Origin of the sequence: Streptomyces spiroverticillatus (genome assembly GCA_014650415.1) — a bacterium.
In the GTDB taxonomy this organism is placed as follows: Bacteria; Actinomycetota; Actinomycetes; order Streptomycetales; family Streptomycetaceae; genus Streptomyces; species Streptomyces spiroverticillatus.
In genome coordinates, this window is sequence record BMUX01000021.1 from 97,893 (window position 1) to 121,912 (window position 24,020).

The window sequence follows — 24,020 nt, forward strand, 5'->3', positions numbered from 1 at the left end:
ACAACGTCAACTTCATGGCGTCCAACCTGACCTCACAGGTCCGCAACATCGCACAAGTCACCACCGCCGTCGCCAACGGCGACCTCTCCAAGAAGATCACTGTCGATGCCCGCGGCGAGATCCTGGAGCTGAAGGACACCGTCAACACGATGGTGGAACAGTTGCGTGCGTTCGCCGACGAAGTCACCCGTGTCGCCCGCGAAGTCGGCACCGACGGCCGTCTCGGCGGCCGCGCGCAGGTGCTGGGCGTCTCCGGCGTCTGGAAAGACCTCACCGACAACGTGAACTACATGGCGGACAACCTGACCTCACAGGTCCGCAACATCGCCCAGGTGGCCACCGCCGTCGCCCAGGGCGACCTGTCCAAGAAGATCGACGTCGACGCTCGCGGCGAGATCCTGGAGCTGAAGACCACCATCAACACCATGGTGGACACCCTGTCCTCGTTCTCCTCCGAAGTCACCCGCGTCGCCCGCGAGGTCGGCTCCGAGGGCCAGCTCGGCGGCCAGGCCCGTGTGGAGGGCGTGTACGGCACCTGGAAGCGCCTCACCACCAACGTCAACGAACTCGCCCTCAACCTGACCACCCAGGTGCGCGCCATCGCCGAAGTGGCGTCCGCCGTCGCCCAGGGCGACATGTCCCGCTCGATCACCGTGGAAACCCGCGGCGAGGTCTCCGAACTCAAGGACAACATCAACCTGATGGTGTCCAACCTCCGTGAGACCACCCGCGCGAAGGACTGGCTGGAGTCCAACCTCGCCCGTCTCGCCGGACTGATGCAGGGTCACCGCGACCTGATGGAGGTCGCCGACCTGATCCTGCGCGAACTCACCCCGCTGGTGAACGCACAGTTCGGTGCCTTCTTCCTCGCCGACCCCGAGACGGACGGCACGCCCTCGCACACCACGAACGCGACGATGCCGCAGCGCGGACTCGCCTTCATCGCCGGTTACGGCTCCGCGCAGGGCGCCACCGTCGACACGCACGGCATGCCCGGCCACGGTCTCGTGCGCCAAGCGGCTCTGGAGAAGAAGCGCATCCTGGTCGAGGAGGCCCCGCCGGACTACATCAAAATCAACTCCGGTCTCGGTGAGGCCGCTCCCGCCAGCGTCGTCATCATCCCGATCCTCTTCGAGGACAAACTCCTCGGCGTCATCGAGCTGGCGTCGTTCTCCCGGTTCTCCGACGTGCACCTGGCGTTCTTCGACCAGTTCGTGAACACCATCGGTGTCGCCATCAACACCATCATCGCCAACTCCCGTACGGAGTCACTGCTCAGCGAGTCCCAGCGGCTTGCCATCCAGCTCCAGGACCGCTCCAACGAACTCCAGCGTCAGCAGGCCGAACTCCAGCGCTCCAACGCCGAACTGGAAGAAAAAGCGGCCCTCCTCGCCACCTCCTCCCAGTACAAATCGGAGTTCCTGGCGAACATGTCGCACGAGTTGCGCACCCCGCTCAACTCACTGCTGATCCTGGCCCGTCTGCTCTCCGACAACCCGGACGGCCATCTCTCCGACCAGGAGGTGCAGTTCGCGACGACCATCCACCGTTCCGGATCCGACCTGCTTCAGCTGATCAACGACATCCTCGACCTGTCGAAGATCGAGGCGGGCAGGATGGACGTCCGCCCCAAGAAGCTCCCGCTGATCAAGCTTCTCGACTACGTGCACGCCACCTTCCGCCCCGTCACTCTCGACCGGGGTCTCGCCTTCGAGGTCGCGGTCGGCGAGGACGTACCGCGCGAAATGTTCTCCGACGAACAGAGGCTTCAGCAGATTCTGCGCAACCTTCTGTCCAACGCCATCAAGTTCACGTCGTCCGGCCGCGTCGAGCTGCGCGTCAGCCGCGTCACGGACCCCGACAACAAACTCCTCAAGGGCGCGCACGACGTCATCGGCTTCGCCGTCTCCGACACCGGCATCGGCATCGCGGCCGAGAAACTTCCCGTCATCTTCGAGGCGTTCCAGCAGGCGGACGGCACCACCAACCGCAAATACGGCGGCACCGGTCTCGGCCTGTCCATCAGCCGGGAGATCGCGGGCCTGCTCGGCGGCCGCATCATCGCGGAGAGCGAGCCGGGCTTCGGCTCCACCTTCACGCTGTACGTCCCGGTGCGCTACCCCGGACACGTCGACCACGAACCGCTCGACCCCCAACTGCCCGCCCGGGTACTGGCCATGACCTCGCCCGAGGGGCTGTCCGCCAACCACGTCACCCTGCCCGAGCAGGACGACGGCTGGCCCACCACCACCAAGCTGGAGGAGTGGCGGTCCGGCCGGGCCGGCGTCGTCCTGCCCGGTCGCCGCGTCCTGATCGTCGACGACGACATCCGCAACGTCTTCGCGCTGACCCATGTGCTGGGCCGGGTGGGCATGCCGGTGCTGTACGCGGAGAACGGACGGGAGGGCATCGAGATGCTGGAACGCAACCCCGATGTCGAACTCGTCCTGATGGACATCATGATGCCCGAGATGGATGGGTACGAGACCATCGAAGCCATCCGCAACACGCCACGGTGGACCGAACTGCCGATCGTCGCCCTCACCGCGAAGGCGATGCCCGGGGACCGGGAGAAGTCCATCGCCCAGGGCGCCAACGAATACGTACCGAAGCCGGTCGACGTGGACCGTCTGCTCTCCGTCGTCTGTTCCCTCCTCGACCCCGAGGGGGAGCTGACGGAACCGGAGCAGGAGGAGTGCGCGTCCGCAGGATTCACAGTCCCCATGACCCCGGGAGCACCGACAGCCCCCGGAATCCCGGGGCAGGCCGACGCTCAAGGGGAGCCAGCCGGCCCATCACCGACGCTGTGAGGCAGTAGACGATGACCACTGAGGCACCGCAGACCGATCGCGCCAGCATCCTGCTCGTGGACGACATGGAAGACAACCTCATCGCGCTGGAGGCGGTTCTCGGCGCACTCAACGAACCGTTGGTACGGGCCCGCTCCGGCGAGGAGGCGATGAAGGCGCTGCTGCGGCAGAAGTTCGCGGTGGTGCTGCTCGACGTACGGATGCCCGGCATGGACGGCTTCGAGACGGCGTCCAACATCAAGCGGCTGGACCAGACGAAGGACGTGCCGATCATCTTTCTCACGGGCACGGAAGGCGATTCCGGCTACGCCTTCCGCGGATACGCCACCGGTGCCGCCGACTTCCTGACCAAGCCGTTCGACCCGTGGGTGCTGCGCGCCAAGGTCAACGTCTTCCTGGAACTGCACCGCAAGAACCGGCAACTGGAACGCATGCTGGCACAGGAGCGCCGCCAATTCGGGATGCTGGCGGAACAGTTGGCGCAGATCGGGGAACAGGTCGAGGAGGAGTGCCCGGACGCCTCCTCCCCGCTGCGGGAACAGGTGGCCCGTATGCAGGAGACGCTCACGGAGATGCGCCGCGGCCACAGTGGTTAGGGCCGCGGCGCGACTCCGCATCGAAAGGAAACCTGGGGTTCGCCGTTCCCCGCGTTCGTCAGGCTTCCCCGCGTTGGTCAGGCTTCCCTGGATCCCGCGTACATCTCCTCGATCAGGTGCTTGTACTCGCGCTCGACGACCGGCCGCTTCAGCTTCAGGCTGGGCGTCAGCTCACCGTTCTCGACGTCCAGGTCGCGCGGCAGCAGCCGGAACTTCTTGATGGTCTGCCAGCGCTGGAGGCCCTCGTTGAGCTCCTTGACGTACCCCTCGATGAGAGCCTGCGTCTCGGGGGCTGCGACCACGTCGGCGTACGACGTCGCCTTGAGGCCCTGCTCCTGCGCCCAGCCGAGGATCGTCGGCTCGTCGAGGGAGATGAGCGCCGTGCAGAAGTTCCGGTCGGCGCCGTGCACCAGGATGTTGGAGACGTACGGGCAGACCGCCTTGAACTGTCCCTCGACCTCGGCGGGCGAGATGTACTTGCCGCCGGACGTCTTGATGAGGTCCTTCTTGCGGTCGGTGATCCGCAGATAGCCGTCCGCGGACAGTTCTCCAATGTCACCGGTGTGGAACCAGCCGTCGGACTCCAGGACTTCGGCCGTCTTCTCCGGCAGCCCGTGGTAGCCCTGCATGATGCCGGGGCCGCGCAGCAGGATCTCCCCGTCCTCGGCGATGCGGACCTCGGTGCCGGGGAGCGGCTTGCCGACGGTGCCGGTGCGGTACGCCTCGCCGGGGTTCACGAAACTGGCGGCGCTGGACTCGGTGAGCCCGTAGCCCTCCAGGATGTGGATGCCGGCGCCGGAGAAGAAGTAACCGATGTCGGGGGCGAGCGCGGCGGAACCCGACACACAGGCGCGCAGCCTGCCGCCGAACGCCTCGCGGATCTTCGCGTAGACGAGGGTGTCGGCGACCTTGTGCTTGGCGTTCAGGCCGAACGGGGCGGTGGCCTGCCCGGTGCGCCGGAAGTTGTCCTGCGTGACCTTCGCGTACTCGCGGGCGACGCCCGCCGCCCACTGGAAGATCTTGTACTTCGCCCCGCCGCCGGCCCGCGCCTTGGAGGCGACGCCGTTGTAGACCTTCTCGAAGATGCGCGGCACGGCCGCCATGTACGTCGGCTGCACGACCGGCAGGTTCTCGATGATCTTGTCGATGCGGCCGTCGACTGCGGTGACGTGGCCCACCTCGATCTGGCCGGAGGTGAGCACCTTGCCGAAGACGTGCGCCAGCGGCAGCCACAGGTACTGGACGTCGTCCTTGGTGATCAGCCCGGTCGCCACCGTCGCCTTCGCCATGTACGACCAGCAGTCGTGCGGCAGTCGCACGCCCTTGGGGCGGCCGGTGGTGCCGGAGGTGTAGATCAGAGTGGCGAGCTGCTCGGCGGTGATCGCGGCGACGCGCTCCTTGACCGCCTCCGGGTTCTTCTCCAGGTACGCGGCTCCCCGGGCCTCCAGGTCGGCGAGCGAGAGCACCCAGCCCTCGGGGTCGCCGTCGGCGGCCTTCGCGTCCTCGGCGTTCACGACGACGACGTGCGCCAGGTGGGGCAGTTCCGGGCGCTTCTCGCGGGCCTTGGCGAGCTGGGCGGCGTCCTCGGCGATCAGGACGCGGCTCTCGGAGTCGGAGAGGATGTACGCCGACTCCTCGGCGTTGGTCGAGGGATAGATGGTGGTGGTGGCCGCTCCGGCGCACATCACACCCAGGTCGGTGAGGATCCACTCGACGCGCGTGTTGGAGGCGAGCGCGACACGCTCCTCGGGCCTGACTCCCAGCTCGACGAGTCCCGCACCGATCGCATACACCCGCTGGGCGGCCTGCGCCCAGCTCAGCGAGCGCCATTCGTCGGGGCCCTGCCCACCGGACGGCGGCACCGGATACCGGTAGGCCTCCCCGTCCGGCGTGGCGGCCACGCGCTCGATGAAGAGGGCCGCGACGGACGGCGGCCGGTTCTCGATCATGGTCTGTGTGTCGCTCACGACGTCCTCCGGGCCCACGGCATTGCTGCGCGACTGGCTGGTATTTAACTGGCGAGTAACAAACGATCAGTGATCAGACTAGAGCGCATGGGCCTGGTGCGTAAGGGCCTCCGGGCCCTCCTTTTCATAACGGGCCTTCACATGGGAGACGGGCCGCCGACGGTGCGGGAACCGCAACGGCCCCCGCTGCGGACCGCGCAACGGACCGCGCGGCACGACACCTGCGGCGGCCCGAACGGCAGGCAGGGCCCGCCGCACCGTGGCGCGACGGGCCCTGCCTGAATTGCGGTTCGTACGACAGCACTCAGCCCGCGGCAGGCGCCGGAACAGCCGGAGCCGCCGGGACAGCCGGGGCGGCCGGGGGCTCCTCCTTGGCGGCGGCCTCGGCCTTGGCCGCGGCGTTCGCCGTGGTCTCCGCAGCGGCGTCGGCGGCGACGTCCGCGTTCGCGTTCACACTGGCGGCGAGGTCGGCCGCCGCGTCCACGACGACCCCGAGGTCCACTGCGGCGTCGGAGACGACGCCGACCGTGGCGGCCGGGCCGTGGACGTGGACGCCGTTCCAGGCGTGGGTGCCGTTGATGTCGCTCACCGCACCGATGCCGAGCAGCCCGCCGACGAACACACCGGCGGCGGCCTCGCTCTTGGCCATCGGGCCGTCGTCGGCGACGGCGGCGCTCGCACCGGCGCCGGTGATCACAGAGCGGCCAGGACAGTACCGGCGCAGCGCAGCGTAAGGGAATTCACGTAATGCCTCCTTGGGACGGGGGGGGGGAACTGCGCTCCACAATTGCCGAGGAGGAAACGGCAGTTGCCCATCCACGCGGAAGAGGCACCCGTGAAGAGCATTAGAAAGACAAAAGCGGATCCGATACAGAGAATGCATCGGATCCGCCGAAAAATCAGTCGTGCTGCGGAGCGTCGCGCCGCGAGGTTCAGCCGCCGAGCGGCATGCCGCCCATCATCGGGACGGAACGCGCGGTCTGGTCCGCGCCGCCGACCACGGCGTTCGAAGTGGCCTTGTGGGTGGCCGTCGCCTTTTCGGTGACGCCGCCCGCCAGGTTGGTGACCGCGTCGACGTCGGTGTTCGGCTTGTAGATCTTGTTCAGGGCGACCACCTTGGTGTCCACCACCTTGGCCGAGTCCTTGGCGGAACCGGCCGGACGGTTGTCCACGTCGTCCGCGAAGGCGGGCGACGCCGCACCCAGGACCATCACAGAACCCGCAACGACCGCAGCAGCCTTCGAGTACTTCACTTTAAAGTCCCTTTCCGTAGCGGCGTCCTCACGGTCACGACTGTCGTGCCGCCCGAGCGTCTTGCTGGCCGCTCGGAACCCCGCTGCCGGTATTCGTAACGGGGGCAGGCACGGTCGGGAAACTCTTTCTCCGCCTTTTTTGGCGATCACTCATTTGACCGCAGGAGATTTTTCCATCCTCAGATCAACGCAGAAAGCGCCCGTCCGGGGAAGGGACGGGCGCTTTCTGCGACTGCTTCTGCGACTGCTTCCGCAGCACGACTTCTGCAGTACGGCGGAACTGTTACTTCTTGGCCTTGCCGCCGGAATCGTCGCTGGAGAGCACCGCGATGAAGGCCTCCTGCGGCACCTCGACACTGCCGACCATCTTCATGCGCTTCTTGCCCTCCTTCTGCTTCTCCAGAAGCTTCCGCTTACGGGAAATGTCGCCGCCGTAGCACTTGGCGAGGACGTCCTTGCGGATGGCGCGAATGGTCTCTCGGGCGATGACCCGGGAGCCGATGGCCGCCTGGATGGGCACCTCGAAGGCCTGGCGCGGGATGAGTTCGCGCAACTTGGCGACGAGGCGCACACCGTAGGCGTAGGCGGCGTCCTTGTGCGTGACGGCGGAGAAGGCGTCGACCTTGTCGCCGTGCAGCAGGATGTCGACCTTGACGAGGGCGGCGGACTGCTCGCCGGTGGGCTCGTAGTCCAGGGACGCGTAACCGCGGGTCTTGGACTTCAGCTGGTCGAAGAAGTCGAAGACGATTTCCGCCAGGGGCAGGGTGTAGCGGATCTCGACGCGGTCCTCGGAGAGGTAGTCCATGCCGATGAGCGTGCCGCGGCGGGTCTGGCAGAGCTCCATGATCGCGCCGATGAACTCGCTCGGCGCCAGGATCGTGGCCCGTACGACCGGCTCGAAGACGTCCGAGATCTTGCCCTCGGGGAACTCGCTCGGGTTGGTGACCGTGTGCTCGCTGCCGTCCTCCATGACCACGCGGTAGACCACGTTCGGCGCGGTCGCGATGAGGTCGAGGCCGAACTCGCGCTCCAGGCGCTCACGGATCACGTCGAGGTGCAGCAGGCCGAGGAAGCCGACGCGGAAGCCGAAACCGAGCGCCGCGGAGGTCTCCGGCTCGTACACCAGGGCGGCGTCGTTGAGCTGGAGCTTGTCGAGGGCCTCGCGCAGGTCGGGGTACTCGGAGCCGTCAAGCGGGTACAGGCCGGAGAAGACCATCGGCTTCGGGTCCTTGTAGCCGCCGAGCGCCTCCGTGGCGCCCTTGCTCAGGGAGGTGATGGTGTCACCGACCTTGGACTGCCGGACGTCCTTCACACCGGTGATGAGGTAGCCGACCTCGCCGACGCCCAGACCGTCGGACGGCGTCATCTCGGGCGAGGAGACACCGATCTCCAGGAGCTCGTGGGTGGCGCCGGTGGACATCATCTTGATGCGCTCGCGCTTGTTGAGCTGGCCGTCGACGACACGGACGTAGGTGACGACGCCGCGGTACGAGTCGTAGACCGAGTCGAAGATCATCGCGCGGGCGGGGGCGTCCTTGACGCCCACCGGGGCCGGCACGTCGCGCACCACGCGGTCGAGCAGCGCGTCCACGCCGACGCCGGTCTTCGCGGAGACCTTCAGCACGTCCTCCGGCTGACAGCCGATGAGGTTGGCGAGCTCTTCGGAGAACTTCTCCGGCTGAGCGGCCGGGAGGTCGATCTTGTTCAGTACGGGAACGATCGTGAGGTCGTTCTCCATCGCCAGGTAGAGGTTGGCGAGAGTCTGCGCCTCGATGCCCTGTGCCGCGTCCACCAGCAGGATCGTGCCCTCGCAGGCGGCCAGCGAGCGGGAGACCTCGTAGGTGAAGTCGACGTGACCCGGGGTGTCGATCATGTTGAGGATGTGGGTCCTGCCCTTGTCCTCGCCCTCGGTGGGCGCCCACGGCAGCCGTACCGCCTGGGACTTGATGGTGATGCCGCGCTCGCGCTCGATGTCCATGCGGTCGAGGTACTGGGCACGCATCTGCCGCTGGTCGACCACACCGGTCAGCTGGAGCATCCGGTCGGCGAGCGTCGACTTGCCGTGGTCGATGTGCGCGATGATGCAGAAGTTTCGGAGCAGTGCCGGGTCGGTACGGCTCGGCTCGGGCACGTGGAGAGGAGTCGCGGGCACGCAGGGTCCTGATTCTTGAGAAGACGGCACTCTGAATGCGTCACGGCGGTGTGCGTCGTGCGCGCGCGTGCGTCGTTCTCGTCTCGGTCCGGAAGTTGTGAAGTCTTCCCATGGTCCCACGTGCGGGGGGCTGCGGCCGGTTTGGGCCGGTCGTGGGACGGCTGGTAGCCTGGGCAGCTGTGTCTCGTGACTCTTGCGGGTGACGGGGCGCACACATTGAGATCCAACCGAACCTGTAAAGGCTCTTTCGTGGCGAACATCAAGTCCCAGATCAAGCGGAACAAGACCAACGAGAAGGCGCGCCTGCGCAACAAGGCCGTCAAGTCTTCGGTCAAGACCGCCGTGCGCAAGGCCCGCGAGGCCGTCGTCGCCGGTGACACCGAGAAGGCCACGCTGGCCGTTCGCGATGCCTCCCGTGCGCTCGACAAGGCCGTCAGCAAGGGTGTCATCCACAAGAACGCCGCCGCCAACAAGAAGTCGGCGCTGGCGTCCCAGGTGAACTCCCTGCAGGGCTGAGCAATCACCTCTGAGGTACCTGTAGTACACCGTCGACGTCAGGACCCAGCGGACCCTCTCTACCGCTCCTGACCCGGCACCCCCGCCGCGCACCGAAACGCGTTCGCCACGCGGGCGCGGTGGAAACAGTGTGAACCGGCAGCCCCGGTCTCCTTCCTTCCCCAGGACGGAGACCGGGGCTGCCGGCTTTTTCGTACGTTCCGTACGTTCCCCTGCGGGCCCGTTCACGGGCCCGCAGAGCGCCTCGCACGCCTAGCGGGCGCCCCGCGACCTCGCTGCCCGGGCGACGGCCACCACGGCCTTCTCCAGCGCGTACTCGGGGTCGTCCCCGCCGCCCTTCACGCCCGCGTCCGCCTCGGCGACCGCGCGCAGGGCCACCGCGACCCCGTCGGCGGACCAGCCGCGCATCTGCTGGCGCACCCGGTCGATCTTCCAGGGCGGCATGCCGAGTTCCCGTGCCAGGTCGCCGGGGCGGGCTCCGCGCGGTGCGGAGGCGAGCTTGCCGATGGCCCGTACGGCCTGGGCGAGGGCGCTGGTGATCAGCACCGGGGCGACGCCCGTCGACAGGGACCAGCGCAGGGCCTCCAGGGCCTCGGCGGCCCGGCCCTCGACCGCGCGGTCGGCGACGGTGAAGCTGGAGGCCTCGGCGCGGCCCGTGTAGTACCGGCCGACGATCGCCTCGTCGATGGTCCCCTCGACGTCCGCGACCAGCTGGGAGACCGCGCTGGCGAGCTCGCGCAGGTCGCTGCCGATGGAGTCGACGAGGGCCTGGCACGCCTCAGGGGTGGCGGAGCGGCCCAGCGCCTTGAATTCCGAGCGTACGAACGACAGGCGCTCGGCGGGCTTGGTCGTCTTGGGGCAGGCCACCTCGCGGGCGCCCGCCTTGCGGGCCGCGTCGAGGAGTCCCTTGCCCTTGGCGCCGCCGGCGTGCAGCAGGACGAGGGTGATCTCCTCGGCGGGGGCGCCGAAGTACGCCTTGACGTCCTTGATCGTGTCGGCGGAGAGGTCCTGTGCGTTGCGCACGACGACGACCTTGCGCTCGGAGAAGAGCGAGGGGCTGGTCAGCTCGGCGAGGGTGCCGGGCTCCAGCTTGTCGGGCGTGAGGTCGCGCACGTCGGTGTCCGCGTCGGCGGCGCGGGCCGCCGCCACGACCTGCTGCACGGCGCGGTCGAGCAGCAGGTCCTCCTGCCCCACGGCGAGGGTGACGGGGGCGAGCGGGTCGTCGGTCGAATTCTTCCTGGTGGCCATCGCGGTCAAGCATCCCACGGGGCACTGACAGTGCCCGCAGGGTGCCTTCTACGGTGCTTCCAGCCACCCCTCGTACTCGGCGGCCAGCGCGTCCAGCGCGGTGGGGTCGAGGCGTTCCTCGGGGTCCTCGACCACCACCAGCCACTGCGCGTCCTCGGCGTCGTCCTCGCCCGCCAGCGCGTCCCGGACGAGCTGGGGCTCCTCCGCCGTGCCGAAACGGTCGGGGAGTTCCTGGGCCACCTCCTCGGCGGCGTCCCGGTCCGGCAGCACCAACACATGTCGTACATCGCTCACGTGCACATTGTCCGGTACGCGGTCCGGCCGGCGGCACCGGCGGGGACGCCACAGATTTGGATGCCCGGGGCTACTGAATGGCCTGCTCAGGAGGCCGGGGCGCCCGATCCCTTGGGGATGATCTGGATGTCCAGCTCGACGGCGATGGAGGAGCCGACGGCGGCGATGCCGTGGCCGAGCATCGTCTGCCAGGTGAGGGTGAAGTCCTCGCGGTGCAGTTCGGCGGTGGAGTGGACGGCGGCGCGGGTCTCGCCCTGGATTCCGTTGCCCATGCCGAGGTACTGGCTGTCGAGGGTGACGGTGCGGCTGACGCCGTGCAGGGTGAGCGCGCCGGTGATGGCCCAGCGGCTGCCACCGCGGTGCACGAAACGGTCGCTGTAGAACTCCATCGTCGGATAGTTCGCGACGTCGAAGAAGTCCTTGGAGCGCAGGTGGTCGTCGCGCATCTTGACGTTGGTGTCGATGGAGGCGGCGTCGATGATGACGTGCATGGCGGAGTGCTCCATGCGCTCGCCGATGCGCACCGCGCCCGCGAAACTGTTGAACCGGCCCCGGATGCGCGCCAGGCCGATGTGCCGGGCGGAGAAGCTGATCTGGGAGTGCATCAGGTCGATCTCCCACTCGCCCGGGTCGGGGAGCTGCGGCGGGGCCGCGACCTGGAGCGAGATGTCACCGAGTCCGGAGTGCCCGCTCTCGGTGACGGTGGCGCTGCCGCGGTAGGGGGTGAAGCCCTCGGCGGTGACGGCGATCCGGTATTCGCCGGCGGGGACGGCTGCCACGAGAGTGCCGTACGGGTCGGTCTCGCCGCCCACGATGCGGCGCCCGGCACTGTCGGTGACCACGAACTCGGCCTGCCGCACCGGCTCGCTGACGGGGTCGAGAACCCGGCAGGTGAGCACTCCGGCGGAGGAGGGGACGGAGAGTCCGGAGAGCGGATTGGCGTGGCTTGCGGAGGTCGAACGTCGGCCGAGCCAGCGGGAGATCATGGGTTTGCGCACCCCCGTGCGATTCGTTGCTGCAGGGGCGCGACGAAGCACGACGAACCGTCGGGATGGCGACCCTTTGACGAAAAAGCATTCGATCACCACTGAGGCGTTCGAGGCAAACGAGAGGCTCGGTACGGAGATGGGTCCTGGTGTCCCTGACGTCTGAATTGAGCATTCCGCTTAGGCATACACGCTGGTCATCAACCCATTACCCGGAGTAATCCCGAAGTCCGGGCGCAAGTTGCGGAGACCTCGTGGAGACGGCCCGGCCCCGGTACGCGGCCTGCTGCCGGGCGCTCGTCCGCAACGGCTGGAATCAGTCCTCCGACGGCACCGCCTCCAGCTCTCCACCGCTGCCGGTGACGGCGACCGCCCCGTCCCTGTCCGTACGCAGCACCACCGCGCCCAGCGCCCGGAGGGCCGCCAGGGCGGCGGGCGCGGGATGCCCGTACGGGTTGTCGCGCCCCACCGGGACCAGAGCCAGCCGGGGCGCCGCCCTGCGCAGCAGCCCGGGGTCCTGGCGCGCGGAACCGTGATGCGCCACCTTCAGGACGTCCACCGGGGGCAGCGCCGGATGGGCCCTCGACAGGGCCTGCTGGGCGGCCGGTTCGAGATCTCCCGGCAGCAGGAGGGTCAGCGCTCCTCCGGGCCCTTCGTACCGTACGAACAGGGTGACGCTCGCGTCGTTGGGTTCGCCCGGTACGGGGGCCGGGGGCGGTGGCGGCCAGAGCACCCACGCGTCGAGTGCGCCGAAGCGGTACCGCTCCCCCGCCCGGACGGCGGCGACCGGCACCCCGGCGCGTGCGGCCGTCCGGCGGACGAACTGCGCCCGCTCCGCCGGCGCCGCCAGCACGGTGGTCCGGATCGCGCCGACGTCCCGGCCGCGCAGCACCCCGGGCAGCCCGCTCACATGGTCGGCGTGGAAGTGGCTGAGCAGCACCAGGGGGATGCGGGTGATGCCAAGATCGCGCAGGCACCGGTCCACCCGCACCGGGTCGGGTCCCGTGTCGACCACCACGGCGGTTCCCTCCCCCGCCGCCAGCACGGTGGCATCTCCCTGCCCCACGTCGCACAGCACGAACCGCCATCCCTCCGGCGGCCACCGGTGCAGGAACCCGGTGAGCGGCGCCGGACGCAGCACCGCGAGCAGCAGGAGCAGTACGCACGCCAGGCTCAGCCACGGATGCCGCTGCGCCCGGCGCAGCACGAGCACCACGACGACAGTCACCAACGCCAGCAGCGCCCCGCCCTGCCAGCCGCCCGGCCAGTCGATCTCCGCCCCCGGCAGCGCGGCCCCGGCCCTGGCGACTGCGGCGATCCACCCCGCAGGCCAGCCGGCGACACTCGCCAGCAGCTCGGCGGCGGGCATCGCCACCGGTGCCAGGGCCAGGGCGGCGAACCCGAGCACGGTGGCGGGCGCCACCGCCAGTTCCGCAAGGAGGTTGCACGGGATCGCCACCAGGCTGACCCGGGCGGCCATCACCGCGACCACCGGGGCGCACACCGCCTGCGCCGCACAGGCCGCCGCGAGCACCTCGGCCAGTCGCGGCGGCACTCCGCGCCGTTGCATCCCCGCACTCCAGCGGGGGCCGAGGGTGAGCAGCGCACCGGTGGCCAGCACGGAGAGCAGGAACCCGTAACTGCGGCCGAGCCAGGGGTCGTACAGGAGCAACAGAAGTACGGCGGCGGCCAGCGCGGGAATCAGCGAACGGCGGCGTCCGGTGCCGATGGCCAGCAGGGTGATCAGACCGCAGGCGGCGGCCCGCAGGACGCTGGGCTCCGGACGGCACACGATCACGAACGCGAGGGTGAGCGCCCCTCCGCACAGTGCGGTGGTCCGCAGCGAGAGTCCGAGCCGGGGTGCGAGCCCGCGCCGCTCGGCGCGCAGGGCGAGCGAGGGCGGGCCGATGAGCAGTACCAGGATGATCGTCAGGTTGCTGCCGGAGACCGCCGTCAGGTGCACCAGGTCGGTGGCCCGGAAGGCGTCGTGCAGGTCCGGTTCCATCCGGGAGGTGTCGCCGACCACCAGCCCCGGCAACAGCGCCCTGGCGTCCTGCGGCAGTCCTTCGGTGGCCTCGCGCAGACCGGCTCTGAGCCCCCCGGCCGTGCTCTGCACGGTGGTCGGCGGGGCGAGGATCCGTGGTCCGCCGCCGCCCGGCACCCGCAGTACGGCGGCGATCCGGTCGTCCTCGCGCATCGGCGGTGCCAGTCGGGCGCCGGTCACCTTCAGCCGGGTGGAGGGCAGCAGCCGCAGCCACTGTCCGGTGGGCCCTCGTACGGGTGCGAGGAGGAGCACCGGGGTGCGTACGGCGATGGTTGTGCCGTCCGTGGTGGTGACCCGGGTGATCTCGGCGTCCAGGACGACGGTGCCGGGTGTCGCCCGGTCGCCCTGCACCCGGGGCCGGGTCCGCCGGGGATCACCGGTGACGGTCGCCTCGGCCTCCACCACCGCGTGCCTGCGGGCCAGTTCGGGCACCGGGCCGCGGTGGAGGTCGGCGGAGTGCAGTGCGGCGGAGGCGGCTGCCGCCGCGGCGCACAGGAGGGCGGTGACGACGGCGGTGACGCGCTGGGTCCGCCCGCTTCCGGCAGCCGCCGAAGCTGTGGGCCCCCGGTCGTCGGCTCCGTCGGCTCCGTCGGCTCCGTCGGCTCCGTCGGCTCCGTCGGCTCCGTCGGCTCCGTCGGCTCCGTCGGCTCCGTCGGCCCTGTCCTCTGCCCGGGTCGCCGGTCCGCGTGCCGTGAACAGGGCTGCCACGACGGCTCCTGCCAGGACCACCGCGAGGAGGGCGACGGCTCGGGCCGCCGGTGCTCCCACCGTCAGCGCGGCGGCTGCCCAGGCCGCCAGCGCCGGCGGCACCAGCCGCAGGTCGGTCGGCCCCTCCTGGTGCGGGTCCGACGCTCCCAGCCGGTGCGTGGAGGCTGCGTGCACGGCCTGGCGGGACGGGGCGGCGGAGGAAGGCTCCTGGTCCTGTGGCGGGCTGTGGGAGCCGGAACGGTTCATGGCCGTACGAGCTTCTGGAGGTCGGTGAATCTGCGGTCGCCGATCCCGTTGACCTCCCGTAGTTCCTCCACCGAGCGGAAGCCGCCGTGCTCGATGCGGTAGTCGACGATGTGCTGGGCGAGAACGGGGCCGACGCCCGGGAGCGTGTCGAGCTGTTCCACCGTCGCGCTGTTGAGGCTGACCGGTACGACGGGCGGTCGGCCACCGGGACCGGCCGCGACGCCGCCGACCATGGGTGGCGGGGCGGGTCCGCCCACCACCACGTGTTCGCCGTCGGTCAGCACCCGGGCCCGGTTGAGCCCCTCGGTGCCGGTGCCTGCCTTGACCCCGCCCGCCGCCCGGAGCGCGTCGGCGACCCGCGATCCGGCCGGCAGCCGGAGCACGCCCGGCTTCCGCACCTTGCCGCTCACGTCGACGACCACGACGGCACCGCCCGGGGCCTGCGGCACCTGCCCCGGGCCGGGGACAGGCGCGGGAACAGGCGCGGGGCCGGACGAGGGCTGGGACAGCGGCGCCCGGGACCGGGACGCGGCGGCCGTCCCGGGCGTTCCGGTCTTCTCCGGTACGTGTACGGGCTCGGGGCGACCGGAGAGGAAGTGGTGGAAGGCGAACCCGGCTGAGACCACCAGAACGGCCGCCAGCGCGCCCAGTGTTCGGGGTTCCATGCCGCACCGGACCTGCACCCACACGGGCACCCGCTCCCGGGCCGCGGCCCAGACCCGCTTCAGCCCGCCCGCACCGCGCCGGCGCACTCCCGGCGGAACCGTCGCTCCGGGCGGAACCGCTGCACCGGACAGGGCGGTAGGCCGGACAGACGGGAGCGGAGCCGGGGCGGGCGGGGTGGGCACTCGGGGCCGTGCAGCCGTGGTCACCGCCAGGGCGGCGGCGAGCGAGGAGACCGCCGAGCGGGCCACGGCCGACGGCGAGGAGGAAGGGGGTGAGGCCGCTGCGGGCCCCGTCGGCCGCCCGCCGGAGGGACGCACTGCCGCGGGCGGGGCGGCCGGGGCCGTCGGGGGGCCTGCGGCTCCGGTGGCGGAGACCTTGGCCCCCAGCGCCCGGACCACCGCCACGGGTCGCGCCAGAAGGGCGTCCGCCCTCTGCCGGGACAGCGCTGCGGCGGCCGCTGCGGCCCCGCGCCTGCCGGGTCGTCCGGCCGACGGGGCGCGCAGCCTCGTACGGGAGGAGAAGTGAGTGCGGCGACCGGGAGCACGGCCCGGTCCTGTCGTTTCGTTGCGTGATCGAAGAGCCATGGACCGGACGGTAGACGGATCCGCCCAGCACCGCTGATCTTGGTCAAATCCTGTGGATAAGCTGCGAGTTGTGGAAAACTCGCCCACTCCTTCGGGGGATTTGCTGGGTTCTGAGGAACCTCAGCGCGGCGAGATCACTGCGCCGAGCAGCCCCGGTCCCGTATGCGCGCCGATCACGGCGCCGACCTCGCTGACGTGCAGGTCGACCATGCCCGGCACCCGCTCGCGCAGGCGCTGGGCGAGGGTGTCGGCGCGTTCCTGGGCCGCCAGGTGGTGCACCGCGATGTCCACGGCCCGCCCCCCGGCCCGCTCCACGGCGATCTCCTCCAGCCGGGCAATGGCCTTGGAGGCCGTGCGCACCTTCTCCAGCATCTCGATCCGCCCGTCGTCGAGCGCGAGGAGCGGCTTGACGGCGAGCGCCGAGCCGAGGAGGGCCTGCGCGGCACCGATGCGGCCGCCGCGTCGCAGGTAGTCGAGGGTGTCGACGTAGAAGTACGCGGAGGTGCCGAAGGCCCGCTTCTCGGCGGCGGCCACCGCCTCGTCCACGGTGCCGCCGGCCTCGGCGACCTCGGCGGCCGCCAGGGCGCAGAACCCGAGGGCCATGGCGACCATCCCGGTGTCCACCACCCGTACCGGCACGGGGGCCTCCTTCGCGGCGAGCACGGCGGCGTCGTACGTCCCCGAGAGCTCGGCCGGCAGATGCAGCGAGACGATGCCGGTCGCCCCGGCTTCGGCGGCCGCCCGGTAGGTCGCCGCGAAGACCTCGGGGCTCGGCCGGGAGGTGGTCACCGACCGGCGTTTCTGGAGGGCCTGGGCGAGCGAGCGGGCGGAGATCTCGGTGCCCTCTTCGAGCGCCTGATCGCCGAGGACGACGGTCAGCGGCACCGCGGTGATGCCGTGCCGCTCCATCGTCGGGTGCGGCAGATAGGCCGTGGAATCGGTGACGATCGCGACATGGGCGGACATGAGCGGGAGGTTACCCGCAGGCGAAGCCCGGCGGCAGCCCGGCCCCTCGGCACCGGCCGTCGCAGGGCCGGTTGTCGCCCCTCACGCCTCACTTGGGCCGCCGTGCCCCTCTGGCGGGTCAACGACGGCCTCGGGTGCCGACAAGGAGGTCAGGTGGTGCTCTCCGGGCGCGGGGCCTTCTGCCACGGGTACGCGGTCTGCCGGTTCGGGTCGCGACCGGTAATCGCCTGCGGGCCGGACTGCGCGGTGCTGCCGGTGTTCCCTTCGGACGGCGCGGGACCCGTGCCCGCGGTCCGAGGCCAGGTCTGCGCGGGTCCGCCGGTCGTTCCGCTCTGCCGGGGCGTGTGCTGCTCCGCCTCCGGCTCCGGCTCGACGGCGGCCCAGTGCCGCAGCGCACCGGATTCCATGCGGATCTGCTCGCTCAGCGAGGCGAGGTCGTCGTCCGCGAATTTCCTGGCCCGGTCGCGGGCCGCCCACCGCAGCGAGTCCGCGGAGGAAACGACCTGTTCCGTACGCTCCCGAAGCTCGGGGATCCGGTCGGCGGCGCGCTCCTTGTCGGGGTCGCGCTCCAGGCGGCGCAGTTCGTCGTCGAGCTGGTGACCGTACTCACTGAGCCGCTCGAACAGGGCGAGGGACTCCGTCAGGGACGCGTCGGAGGACACCCCGGTGGCCAGTGCCTCCTGGGTGGCCCGCATGGACGTGCGCAGCGAGAGCCGCAGCTGGGCCAGTTCGCCTCCCATGCCCGGCTGGCCGTAGCTCTTGGCCCGCAGTGTGGTGTCCTCGACGGTGCGCCGGGCCTGGGTGATGGTGCGGTCCACCCCGCGCCGGGCGGCTCCGACCGCCTTCACGGTGACGTACACCCCCAGCCCGATGAAGGCGAAGAAGAGCAGCGCCATGATCAGGATGACGACAGCTTCCATGACGCCCCTCCGCGATAGGTCCGACGGACCGGGCTGGACGACCCGGCCACCGGTCCACGAGTGCACCGGCTTCTCCACCGTAAACGGAGAGGGCAGGCGAGAGGTTCCAACGGAACCCCCAACCTGCCCGTAGGGGAAAGCCCTCAGCCAGTGTTCCCGGCTGCTCCTTTCACGCGTTTTTGGATGGTCTGCCGGAACTGTTTCCCGCTGTTATGCGGGGACGATGTTCACCAGCTTCGGCGCGCGGACGATCACCTTGCGGATACCCGCACCACCCAGCGCCGCGACAACGGCCGGGTCGGCCAGTGCCAGCTTCTCCAGCTCGTCGTCGCCGATCGTCGGGGAGATCTCCAGACGCGCCTTGACCTTGCCCTTGACCTGGACGACGCAGGTCACGGTCTCGTCGACGACGTACGCCGGGTCCGCGACGGGGAAGTCCTGGTGGACGACGGAGTCGGTGTGGCCCAGCTTGCGCCACAGTTCCTCGGCGATGTGCGGTGCCAGCGGGGCGACCAGCAGCACCAGTCGCTCGGCGACCGAGCGGGACACCGGGCCGCCCGACTTCGTCAGGTGGTTGTTCAGCTCTGTGATCTTGGCGATGGCGGTGTTGAAGCGCATACCGGCCATGTCCTGGCCGACACCGTCGATCGCCTTGTGCAGGGCGCGCAGGGTCTCCTCGTCCGGCTCGGCGTCCGTGACGGTGACCTCGCCGGTCGTCTCGTCGACGACGTTGCGCCACAGGCGCTGCAGCAGCCGGTACTGGCCGACGACCGCGCGGGTGTCCCAGGGGCGCGAGACGTCCAGGGGGCCCATCGCCATCTCGTACAGGCGCAGGGTGTCCGCACCGTACTCGGCGGAGATCTCGTCCGGGGTGACGGCGTTCTTCAGGGACTTGCCCATCTTGCCCAGGACGCGGCTGACCTTCTCGCCCTGGTAGTAGAAGCCGCCGTCGCGCTCCTCGACCTCGGCCGCCGGCACGGCGATGCCTCGTGCGTCCCGGTAGACGAAGGCCTGGATCATGCCCTGGTTGTACAGCTTGTGGAACGGCTCGGACGACGACACGTGCCCCAGGTCGAACAGCACCTTCGACCAGAAACGGGCGTACAGCAGGTGCAGCACGGCGTGCTCGGCGCCGCCGACGTACAGGTCGACGCCGCCGTGCGGAATGCCCTCGCGCGGGCCCATCCAGTACTGCTCGACGGCCGGGTCGACCAGCTTCTCGCTGTTGTGCGGGTCCAGGTAGCGCAGCTCGTACCAGCAGGAGCCGGCCCAGTTGGGCATGGTGTTGGTCTCGCGGCGGTAGCTCTTCGGGCCGTCGCCCAGGTCCAGGGTGACGTTGACCCAGTCCTGGTTGCGCGACAGCGGCGTCTCGGGCTGCGCGTCGGCGTCCTCGGGGTCGAAGGTGCGCGGCGAGTAGTCCTCGACCTCGGGCAGCTCCAGCGGCAGCATCGACTCGGGCAGCGAGTGTGCGATGCCGTCCTCGTCGTAGACGATCGGGAAGGGCTCGCCCCAGTAGCGCTGGCGGCTGAACAGCCAGTCGCGCAGCCGGTAGTTGACGGTGCCTTCACCGAAACCGTTCTCGTCCAGCCACTGCGTCATACGGATCTTCGCGTCGACGACGCTCAGCCCGTCCAGCGAAACAGTGTCCGGGGCCGCGGAGTTGACGATCTTCCCGTCGTACGAGGCGAACGCGTCGTCCCACGCGGCCGGGTCCTCGCCGCGGCCGTCCGTCGGCTCGACGACGCAACGCATCGGCAGCTCGAAGGCGCGCGCGAAAGCGAAGTCACGGGTGTCGTGCGCGGGAACGGCCATGATCGCGCCGGTGCCGTACCCCATCAGCACATAGTCGGCGATGAAAACGGGGACTTTTTCACCACTTACCGGGTTGGTCGCGTACGCACCGGTGAAGACGCCGGTCTTCTCCTTGGCGTCGGCCTGCCGCTCGACGTCGGACTTGGCGGCGGCCTGCTTGCGGTACGCGGAGACGGCCTCGGCCGGGGTGGCGTGCCCGCCGTTCCACACGTCGTGGGTGCCCTCGGGCCAGGCGTCCGGGACGATGCCCGCGACCAGGTCGTGCTCGGGCGCCAGCACCATGTAGGTGGCGCCGAACAGGGTGTCCTGGCGCGTGGTGAAGACGGTGATCTTCTTGTCGGCGGTGCCGTCGACGGCGAAGTCGACGCGGGCACCCTCGCTGCGGCCGATCCAGTTGCGCTGCTGCAGCTTGATCGCCTCGGGCCAGTCCAGGCCGTCCAGGTCGTCGATCAGACGGTCGGAGTAGGCGGTGATGCGCATGTTCCACTGGCGCAGCTTCGCCTTGAAGACGGGAAAGTTTCCGCGCTCGGAACGGCCGTCTGCGGTGACCTCCTCGTTGGCCAGCACGGTACCCAGGCCCGGCGCCCAGTTCACGGGTGCGTCGGAGGCGTACGCCAGCCGGTACTCGCTCAGCAGGTCGGCGCGCTCCGCGGCGTCCATGTCCGCCCAGGTGCGCTCGCCCGGAACGGCACGCTCACCGCTCTCGAACTGGGCGACCAGTTCCGCGATCGGCCGGGCCTTCTTCGCGTCGGCGTCGTACCAGGAGTTGAAGATCTGAACGAAGATCCACTGCGTCCACTTGTAGTACTCGGGGTCGATCGTCGCGAACGAACGGCGCTTGTCGTGCCCCAGGCCCAGGCGGCGCAGCTGGTCCTTCATGTTGGCCATGTTGGCCTCGGTGGAGGTCCGCGGGTGCGTGCCGGTCTGCACGGCGTACTGCTCGGCGGGCAGGCCGAAGGCGTCGAAGCCCAGGGTGTGCAGCACGTTGTGGCCGGTCATGCGCTGGTGGCGGGCGTAGACGTCGGTGGCGATGTAGCCCAGCGGGTGGCCGACGTGCAGGCCCGCACCCGAGGGGTACGGGAACATGTCCATGATGAACTTCTTGGGCTTCGCGGCCAGCTCCGCGTCGCCCGACAGGTCTCCGTCACCGGGGTTGGGCGCCTCGTAGGTGCCTTCCTCGTCCCAGAAGTCCTGCCAGCGTGCCTCGATGTCGGCGGCCATGGCAGCCGTGTAGCGGTGTGCGGCTGCCGTCTCGGCAGCGGCAGCGGCATTCATCTCGCTCATGATTTTCGAAGCTCCATCGATTTCGTCTCTGCCTACGGATCTCTGCCTGCGGAAATGAAAAATCCCCTCGCACAGGAGGGGACGCCGCGCCGATGCCGACCAGGTGTTTTCACCGGTCGGGACTGATCAGCGCGGCTCACTAAGCAGAAGGCGTACGGCACGCATGGCGTCAGGGTACCGCAGGGGTCACGGGCGTCGCATCGAGCTATTGCCGGATGAGACGGCGGTACGGGGTGCCCCGGGGCTGCGGGTCCCGTGCTGCGCGGACCGTACCCGGCGACGCCACTCGCGCACCGGGGAACCACCAAACCCCCCTGCGCCCCGCACCGGGCCGCCTAGCCTCCCGCCACGGGACCACATTCCCGAGCTTCCGGAGTCCTCCCCCATGAACCTCTTACCGCGTGCGCATCACAAAAAGGCCGCACCGACCACACCACCGGCCCCCGGCCGACGGCCGCCCCGACGCGCGTCCACCCGCCTGATACCGGTCTTGGCGCTCGCGTCGCTGCCGCTGGTCGCCGTCCTCGGCGGCGACGGCCTGCGGTCGGCGCTCGACTTCACCACGGGGGTGCTGACCCTCGTGTCGCTCACCGCCTCCGTCGCCTGGGGGCTGCTCGCCACCGACCGGCTGCTGCTGCGCCCCCGGCACCGGCTGATCGCCCAAGGGGTGCACCGGGTCACCGCAATCGCCTCCCTGTCCTTCCTCGTGCTGCACCTCACGGTCAAGGTGGTGCTCGCCCACACCACGCTGCCGGCGGCTCTGCTGCCGTTCTCCGGCGGCTTCTCCGGCGCGGCGGTCCTCGTCGGGTTCGGGTCGCTGGCCGGGCTGCTGATGATCGCGGCCGCCACCACCGGGGCCCTGCGCAGCGCGTTCGCCGCGCCCGGGCGTGCGCTGCCGGGCCGGTGGCGGGCGCTGCACATGCTGGCGTACCCGGCGTGGTGCTCGGCCCTGCTGCACGGTCTGTTCACCGGTCGGCCCGCCGCCGGATGGGTCGTCGTGATGTACGCCCTGTGCCTGGCGTCGGTGTCCGCGGTGCTGTCCTTGCGCCTGCTACCCGAGCGCCTCAAGAAGAGCATCGTCGCGGGCGCCCTGGCGCCGCCGTCGCAGCGCAGGACCCCACCGCGCCTGCCGCGCGCAAGGGCGGCCCGCGCCGCCCTGCCCCAGCCCCGGCACGCGCGCACCCCCACAGGAGACCGCAGTTGAACGCCCGCAACGCACCCCTGCCCGACGTCCCGCACGTGGTCACCGTCGGCCTGCCGCACCTCACCAGTGGCTTCGACAGGGCCGCCCGTCTCGACCTGACGACCCACTTGAGGGTGCACGGCCCGCTCGCTCCCGTTCCGGGCGAGCGTCTGGCCGCTCTCGCCGAGGACGTCTCCCTCCTCGGCCGGGGCGGGGCGGGCTTCCCGTTCGCCCGGAAACTGCGGGCCGTGGCGAAGACGGCGCTCCGACGTGGGGTGGACCCCGTGGTCGTCGTCAACGCCAGTGAGGGCGAACCGGCCTGCCGCAAGGACTCCGTACTGGTCAACCGTGCCCCGCACCTCGTCCTGGACGGCGCGCTGCTCGCCGCGGAAGCCCTCGGGGCGCGCACTCTCGTCGTCGCCGTCACCCGCGACTCGACGGAGGCATCCGTGCGGGACGCCTTCGCCGAGCGCGGTCTCACCGACCGCCGCATCCGCAACCGCGGTATCCGGGCCCGGATCGTGCGCACTCCCGAGCGCATGGTGTCCGGCGAGGCGTCCGCCGTGATCCGCGCGGTGAACGGCGGCCCCGCACTCCCTCCCGGTCGCCGTGAACGCGCCGCCGAGTCCGGTGTGGCGGGCGCGCCCACGTTGCTGTCCAATGCGGAGACGTACGCACAGCTCGCGGTCGCCGCCAGACTGGGTCCGCGCCGCTACGCCCGCACCGGAGTCCCCGACGAGCCCGGCACCGTCCTGCTCACCGTCTCCGGCGCAGTCGCCCGTCCGCTGGTGCTGGAGGTTCCCTCGGGAGTGCCGTTGGGGTACGTCCTGCAGTTGGCCGGCGCCCCGCCGCTCCCCCAAGGCGTCCTCACCGGCGGCTACCACGGCAGTTGGATCGACGCCTGCGCCGCGCACGACGCCGCCGTCTCACGGGCCTCCCTGGCGTCGTTCGGCGGGGCGCTCGGCGCGGGTGCCCTGCTGCCGATCGGGGCGGAGACCTGCCCGCTGGGCGAGACCCTGCGGGTGGCGAACTGGCTGGCGGCCGAGAGCGCGGGCCAGTGCGGTCCGTGCCGGCTCGGGCTGCCCGCCGCCGCCGGTGGGCTCTTTGACGTACTGGAGGGCGGCGGGCAGGCAGCGTTGGAGGCGTTGCGCGAGGTGACGCAGGCGGCGAAGGGGCGCGGCGCGTGCAAGCACCCGGACGGTTCCGTGCGTTTCCTGCTGTCCGCCCTGAACACCTTCACCGACGATCTGGCCGCACATGTCCTGGGCGGTGGCTGCGGGCGCCCGACGAGCGCCGTGCTGCCGCTCCCCGCTCCCGTCCGTGCCGGGTCCCACCACAGGGGAGGCGCACCCAGCGGCGAGAGGCTGGAGGTCGACTGGACCCTGTGCCAGGGGCACGGGCTGTGCGCGGACGTCGTTCCCGAGCTGATCCGGATGGGCCACGACGGCTACCCCGCCTTCGCGGACGCCTCGGTCCCGTTGCATCTGCACGACCGGGCTCGCCGCGCGGTGCGCCGGTGCCCCGCCCTCGCCCTGCGCCTCGAGGAGGCCTCGGCCGCGCAGGCACCCCTCGTACCCCCCAAGTCCTTGGAACAGGGGCGCGGTTGATCTCAAGGAGACACAACAAAGAGGCGGCCCGTCCGATGGGACGGGCCGCCTCTTTTACTGTGGGGTGTTCGCGAATTGTCCTGGCCAGGGCAGCAAAGGGGAAGTTCGGAGATCGCTTCCCACCGGATGGAAGATCGTTGCCCGGGCAGCGGCGGATCCGTGCCGCCAGTTGTCTCCG

Annotated in this window: 18 protein-coding genes; 6 read left to right on the plus strand and 12 right to left on the minus strand. The window is 70.4% G+C overall.

The features are described 5' to 3' along the window. Positions 1-14 precede the first annotated feature (14 nt). Complete coding sequence (locus tag IE269_RS36915; RefSeq protein ID WP_474200931.1) at positions 15-2,810, plus strand: ATP-binding protein; 2,796 nt, start codon at positions 15-17, stop codon at positions 2,808-2,810. Between the two features lie 11 nt (positions 2,811-2,821). Next, on the plus strand, positions 2,822-3,406 hold the full coding sequence (locus tag IE269_RS36920; protein ID WP_189827669.1) for a response regulator: 585 nt from the start codon (positions 2,822-2,824) through the stop codon (positions 3,404-3,406). 77 nt (positions 3,407-3,483) lie between these two features. On the opposite strand, the gene IE269_RS36925 is transcribed toward IE269_RS36920, so the two are convergent. From IE269_RS36925 to lepA, 4 genes are all read right to left on the minus strand, one after another. Continuing rightward, entirely contained in the window at positions 3,484-5,373 is a 1,890-nt protein-coding gene (locus tag IE269_RS36925) for an AMP-dependent synthetase/ligase (protein ID WP_189827670.1), read from the minus strand. Between the two features lie 304 nt (positions 5,374-5,677). Then, on the minus strand, positions 5,678-6,070 hold the full coding sequence (locus IE269_RS36930; RefSeq protein ID WP_189827671.1) for a hypothetical protein: 393 nt from the start codon (positions 6,068-6,070) through the stop codon (positions 5,678-5,680). A gap of 235 nt (positions 6,071-6,305) precedes the next feature. Continuing rightward, positions 6,306-6,626, minus strand: coding sequence for a hypothetical protein (locus IE269_RS36935; RefSeq protein WP_189827672.1), 321 nt, complete (start codon positions 6,624-6,626; stop codon positions 6,306-6,308). A gap of 283 nt (positions 6,627-6,909) precedes the next feature. Continuing rightward, complete coding sequence (gene lepA / locus IE269_RS36940; protein WP_189827673.1) at positions 6,910-8,778, minus strand: translation elongation factor 4; 1,869 nt, start codon at positions 8,776-8,778, stop codon at positions 6,910-6,912. 249 nt (positions 8,779-9,027) lie between these two features. Here lepA and rpsT point away from each other — a divergent pair, with 249 nt between their 5' ends. Next, positions 9,028-9,294, plus strand: coding sequence for a 30S ribosomal protein S20 (gene rpsT, locus IE269_RS36945; RefSeq protein WP_189827674.1), 267 nt, complete (start codon positions 9,028-9,030; stop codon positions 9,292-9,294). A 252-nt stretch (positions 9,295-9,546) separates the two neighbouring features. Here the strand turns inward: rpsT and holA are convergent, their stop codons facing one another. From holA to IE269_RS43470, 5 genes are all read right to left on the minus strand, one after another. After that, entirely contained in the window at positions 9,547-10,542 is a 996-nt protein-coding gene (gene holA, locus IE269_RS36950; RefSeq protein WP_189827675.1) for a DNA polymerase III subunit delta, read from the minus strand. Positions 10,543-10,590: 48 nt separating this feature from the next. Further along, complete coding sequence (locus IE269_RS36955) at positions 10,591-10,836, minus strand: hypothetical protein (protein WP_189827676.1); 246 nt, start codon at positions 10,834-10,836, stop codon at positions 10,591-10,593. An 86-nt stretch (positions 10,837-10,922) separates the two neighbouring features. Further along, positions 10,923-11,822, minus strand: a complete 900-nt coding sequence (locus IE269_RS36960; protein WP_189827677.1) for a YceI family protein — start codon at positions 11,820-11,822, stop codon at positions 10,923-10,925. Positions 11,823-12,138: 316 nt separating this feature from the next. Then, entirely contained in the window at positions 12,139-14,820 is a 2,682-nt protein-coding gene (locus tag IE269_RS36965) for a ComEC/Rec2 family competence protein (protein ID WP_189827678.1), read from the minus strand. Then, the gene (locus tag IE269_RS43470) at positions 14,817-15,485 is read right to left on the minus strand and encodes a ComEA family DNA-binding protein (protein ID WP_308437006.1); all 669 of its coding nucleotides are present in this window, start codon (positions 15,483-15,485) and stop codon (positions 14,817-14,819) included. The genes IE269_RS36965 and IE269_RS43470 overlap by 4 nt, the downstream gene beginning before the upstream one ends. Positions 15,486-15,684: 199 nt before the next feature. On the opposite strand from IE269_RS43470, the gene IE269_RS43475 reads away from it, so the two are divergent. After that, a complete protein-coding gene (locus tag IE269_RS43475) occupies positions 15,685-16,011 on the plus strand; it encodes a hypothetical protein (protein WP_229898523.1) in 327 nt (108 codons plus the stop codon). A gap of 179 nt (positions 16,012-16,190) precedes the next feature. On the opposite strand, the gene IE269_RS36975 is transcribed toward IE269_RS43475, so the two are convergent. From IE269_RS36975 to leuS, 3 genes are all read right to left on the minus strand, one after another. Then, positions 16,191-17,036: a DegV family protein gene (locus IE269_RS36975; protein ID WP_189827680.1), complete on the minus strand. Its 846-nt coding sequence runs from the start codon at positions 17,034-17,036 to the stop codon at positions 16,191-16,193. A 149-nt stretch (positions 17,037-17,185) separates the two neighbouring features. Beyond that, a complete protein-coding gene (locus tag IE269_RS36980; protein ID WP_189827681.1) occupies positions 17,186-17,956 on the minus strand; it encodes a hypothetical protein in 771 nt (256 codons plus the stop codon). A 210-nt stretch (positions 17,957-18,166) separates the two neighbouring features. After that, a complete protein-coding gene (gene leuS / locus IE269_RS36985) occupies positions 18,167-21,052 on the minus strand; it encodes a leucine--tRNA ligase (RefSeq protein ID WP_189827682.1) in 2,886 nt (961 codons plus the stop codon). 490 nt (positions 21,053-21,542) lie between these two features. Here leuS and IE269_RS36990 point away from each other — a divergent pair, with 490 nt between their 5' ends. Further along, on the plus strand, positions 21,543-22,256 hold the full coding sequence (locus IE269_RS36990; protein ID WP_189827683.1) for a ferric reductase-like transmembrane domain-containing protein: 714 nt from the start codon (positions 21,543-21,545) through the stop codon (positions 22,254-22,256). Beyond that, positions 22,253-23,842, plus strand: coding sequence for an NADH-quinone oxidoreductase subunit NuoF family protein (locus IE269_RS36995; protein ID WP_189827684.1), 1,590 nt, complete (start codon positions 22,253-22,255; stop codon positions 23,840-23,842). The genes IE269_RS36990 and IE269_RS36995 overlap by 4 nt, the downstream gene beginning before the upstream one ends. Positions 23,843-24,020 lie beyond the last annotated feature (178 nt).

What these genes read in the sequence shown, in the direction of transcription:
- leuS (WP_189827682.1), bottom strand. Translation starts at nt 21,052, where the DNA reads ATGAGCGAGATGAATGCCGCTGCCGCTGCCGAGACGGCAGCCGCACAC.
- IE269_RS36965 (WP_189827678.1), bottom strand. Translation starts at nt 14,820, where the DNA reads ATGAACCGTTCCGGCTCCCACAGCCCGCCACAGGACCAGGAGCCTTCC.
- IE269_RS43470 (WP_308437006.1), bottom strand. Translation starts at nt 15,485, where the DNA reads ATGGAACCCCGAACACTGGGCGCGCTGGCGGCCGTTCTGGTGGTCTCA.
- IE269_RS36980 (WP_189827681.1), bottom strand. Translation starts at nt 17,956, where the DNA reads ATGGAAGCTGTCGTCATCCTGATCATGGCGCTGCTCTTCTTCGCCTTC.
- IE269_RS36915 (WP_474200931.1), top strand. Translation starts at nt 15, where the DNA reads ATGGCGTCCAACCTGACCTCACAGGTCCGCAACATCGCACAAGTCACC.
- IE269_RS36975 (WP_189827680.1), bottom strand. Translation starts at nt 17,036, where the DNA reads ATGTCCGCCCATGTCGCGATCGTCACCGATTCCACGGCCTATCTGCCG.
- IE269_RS36920 (WP_189827669.1), top strand. Translation starts at nt 2,822, where the DNA reads ATGACCACTGAGGCACCGCAGACCGATCGCGCCAGCATCCTGCTCGTG.
- IE269_RS36960 (WP_189827677.1), bottom strand. Translation starts at nt 11,822, where the DNA reads ATGATCTCCCGCTGGCTCGGCCGACGTTCGACCTCCGCAAGCCACGCC.
- holA (WP_189827675.1), bottom strand. Translation starts at nt 10,542, where the DNA reads ATGGCCACCAGGAAGAATTCGACCGACGACCCGCTCGCCCCCGTCACC.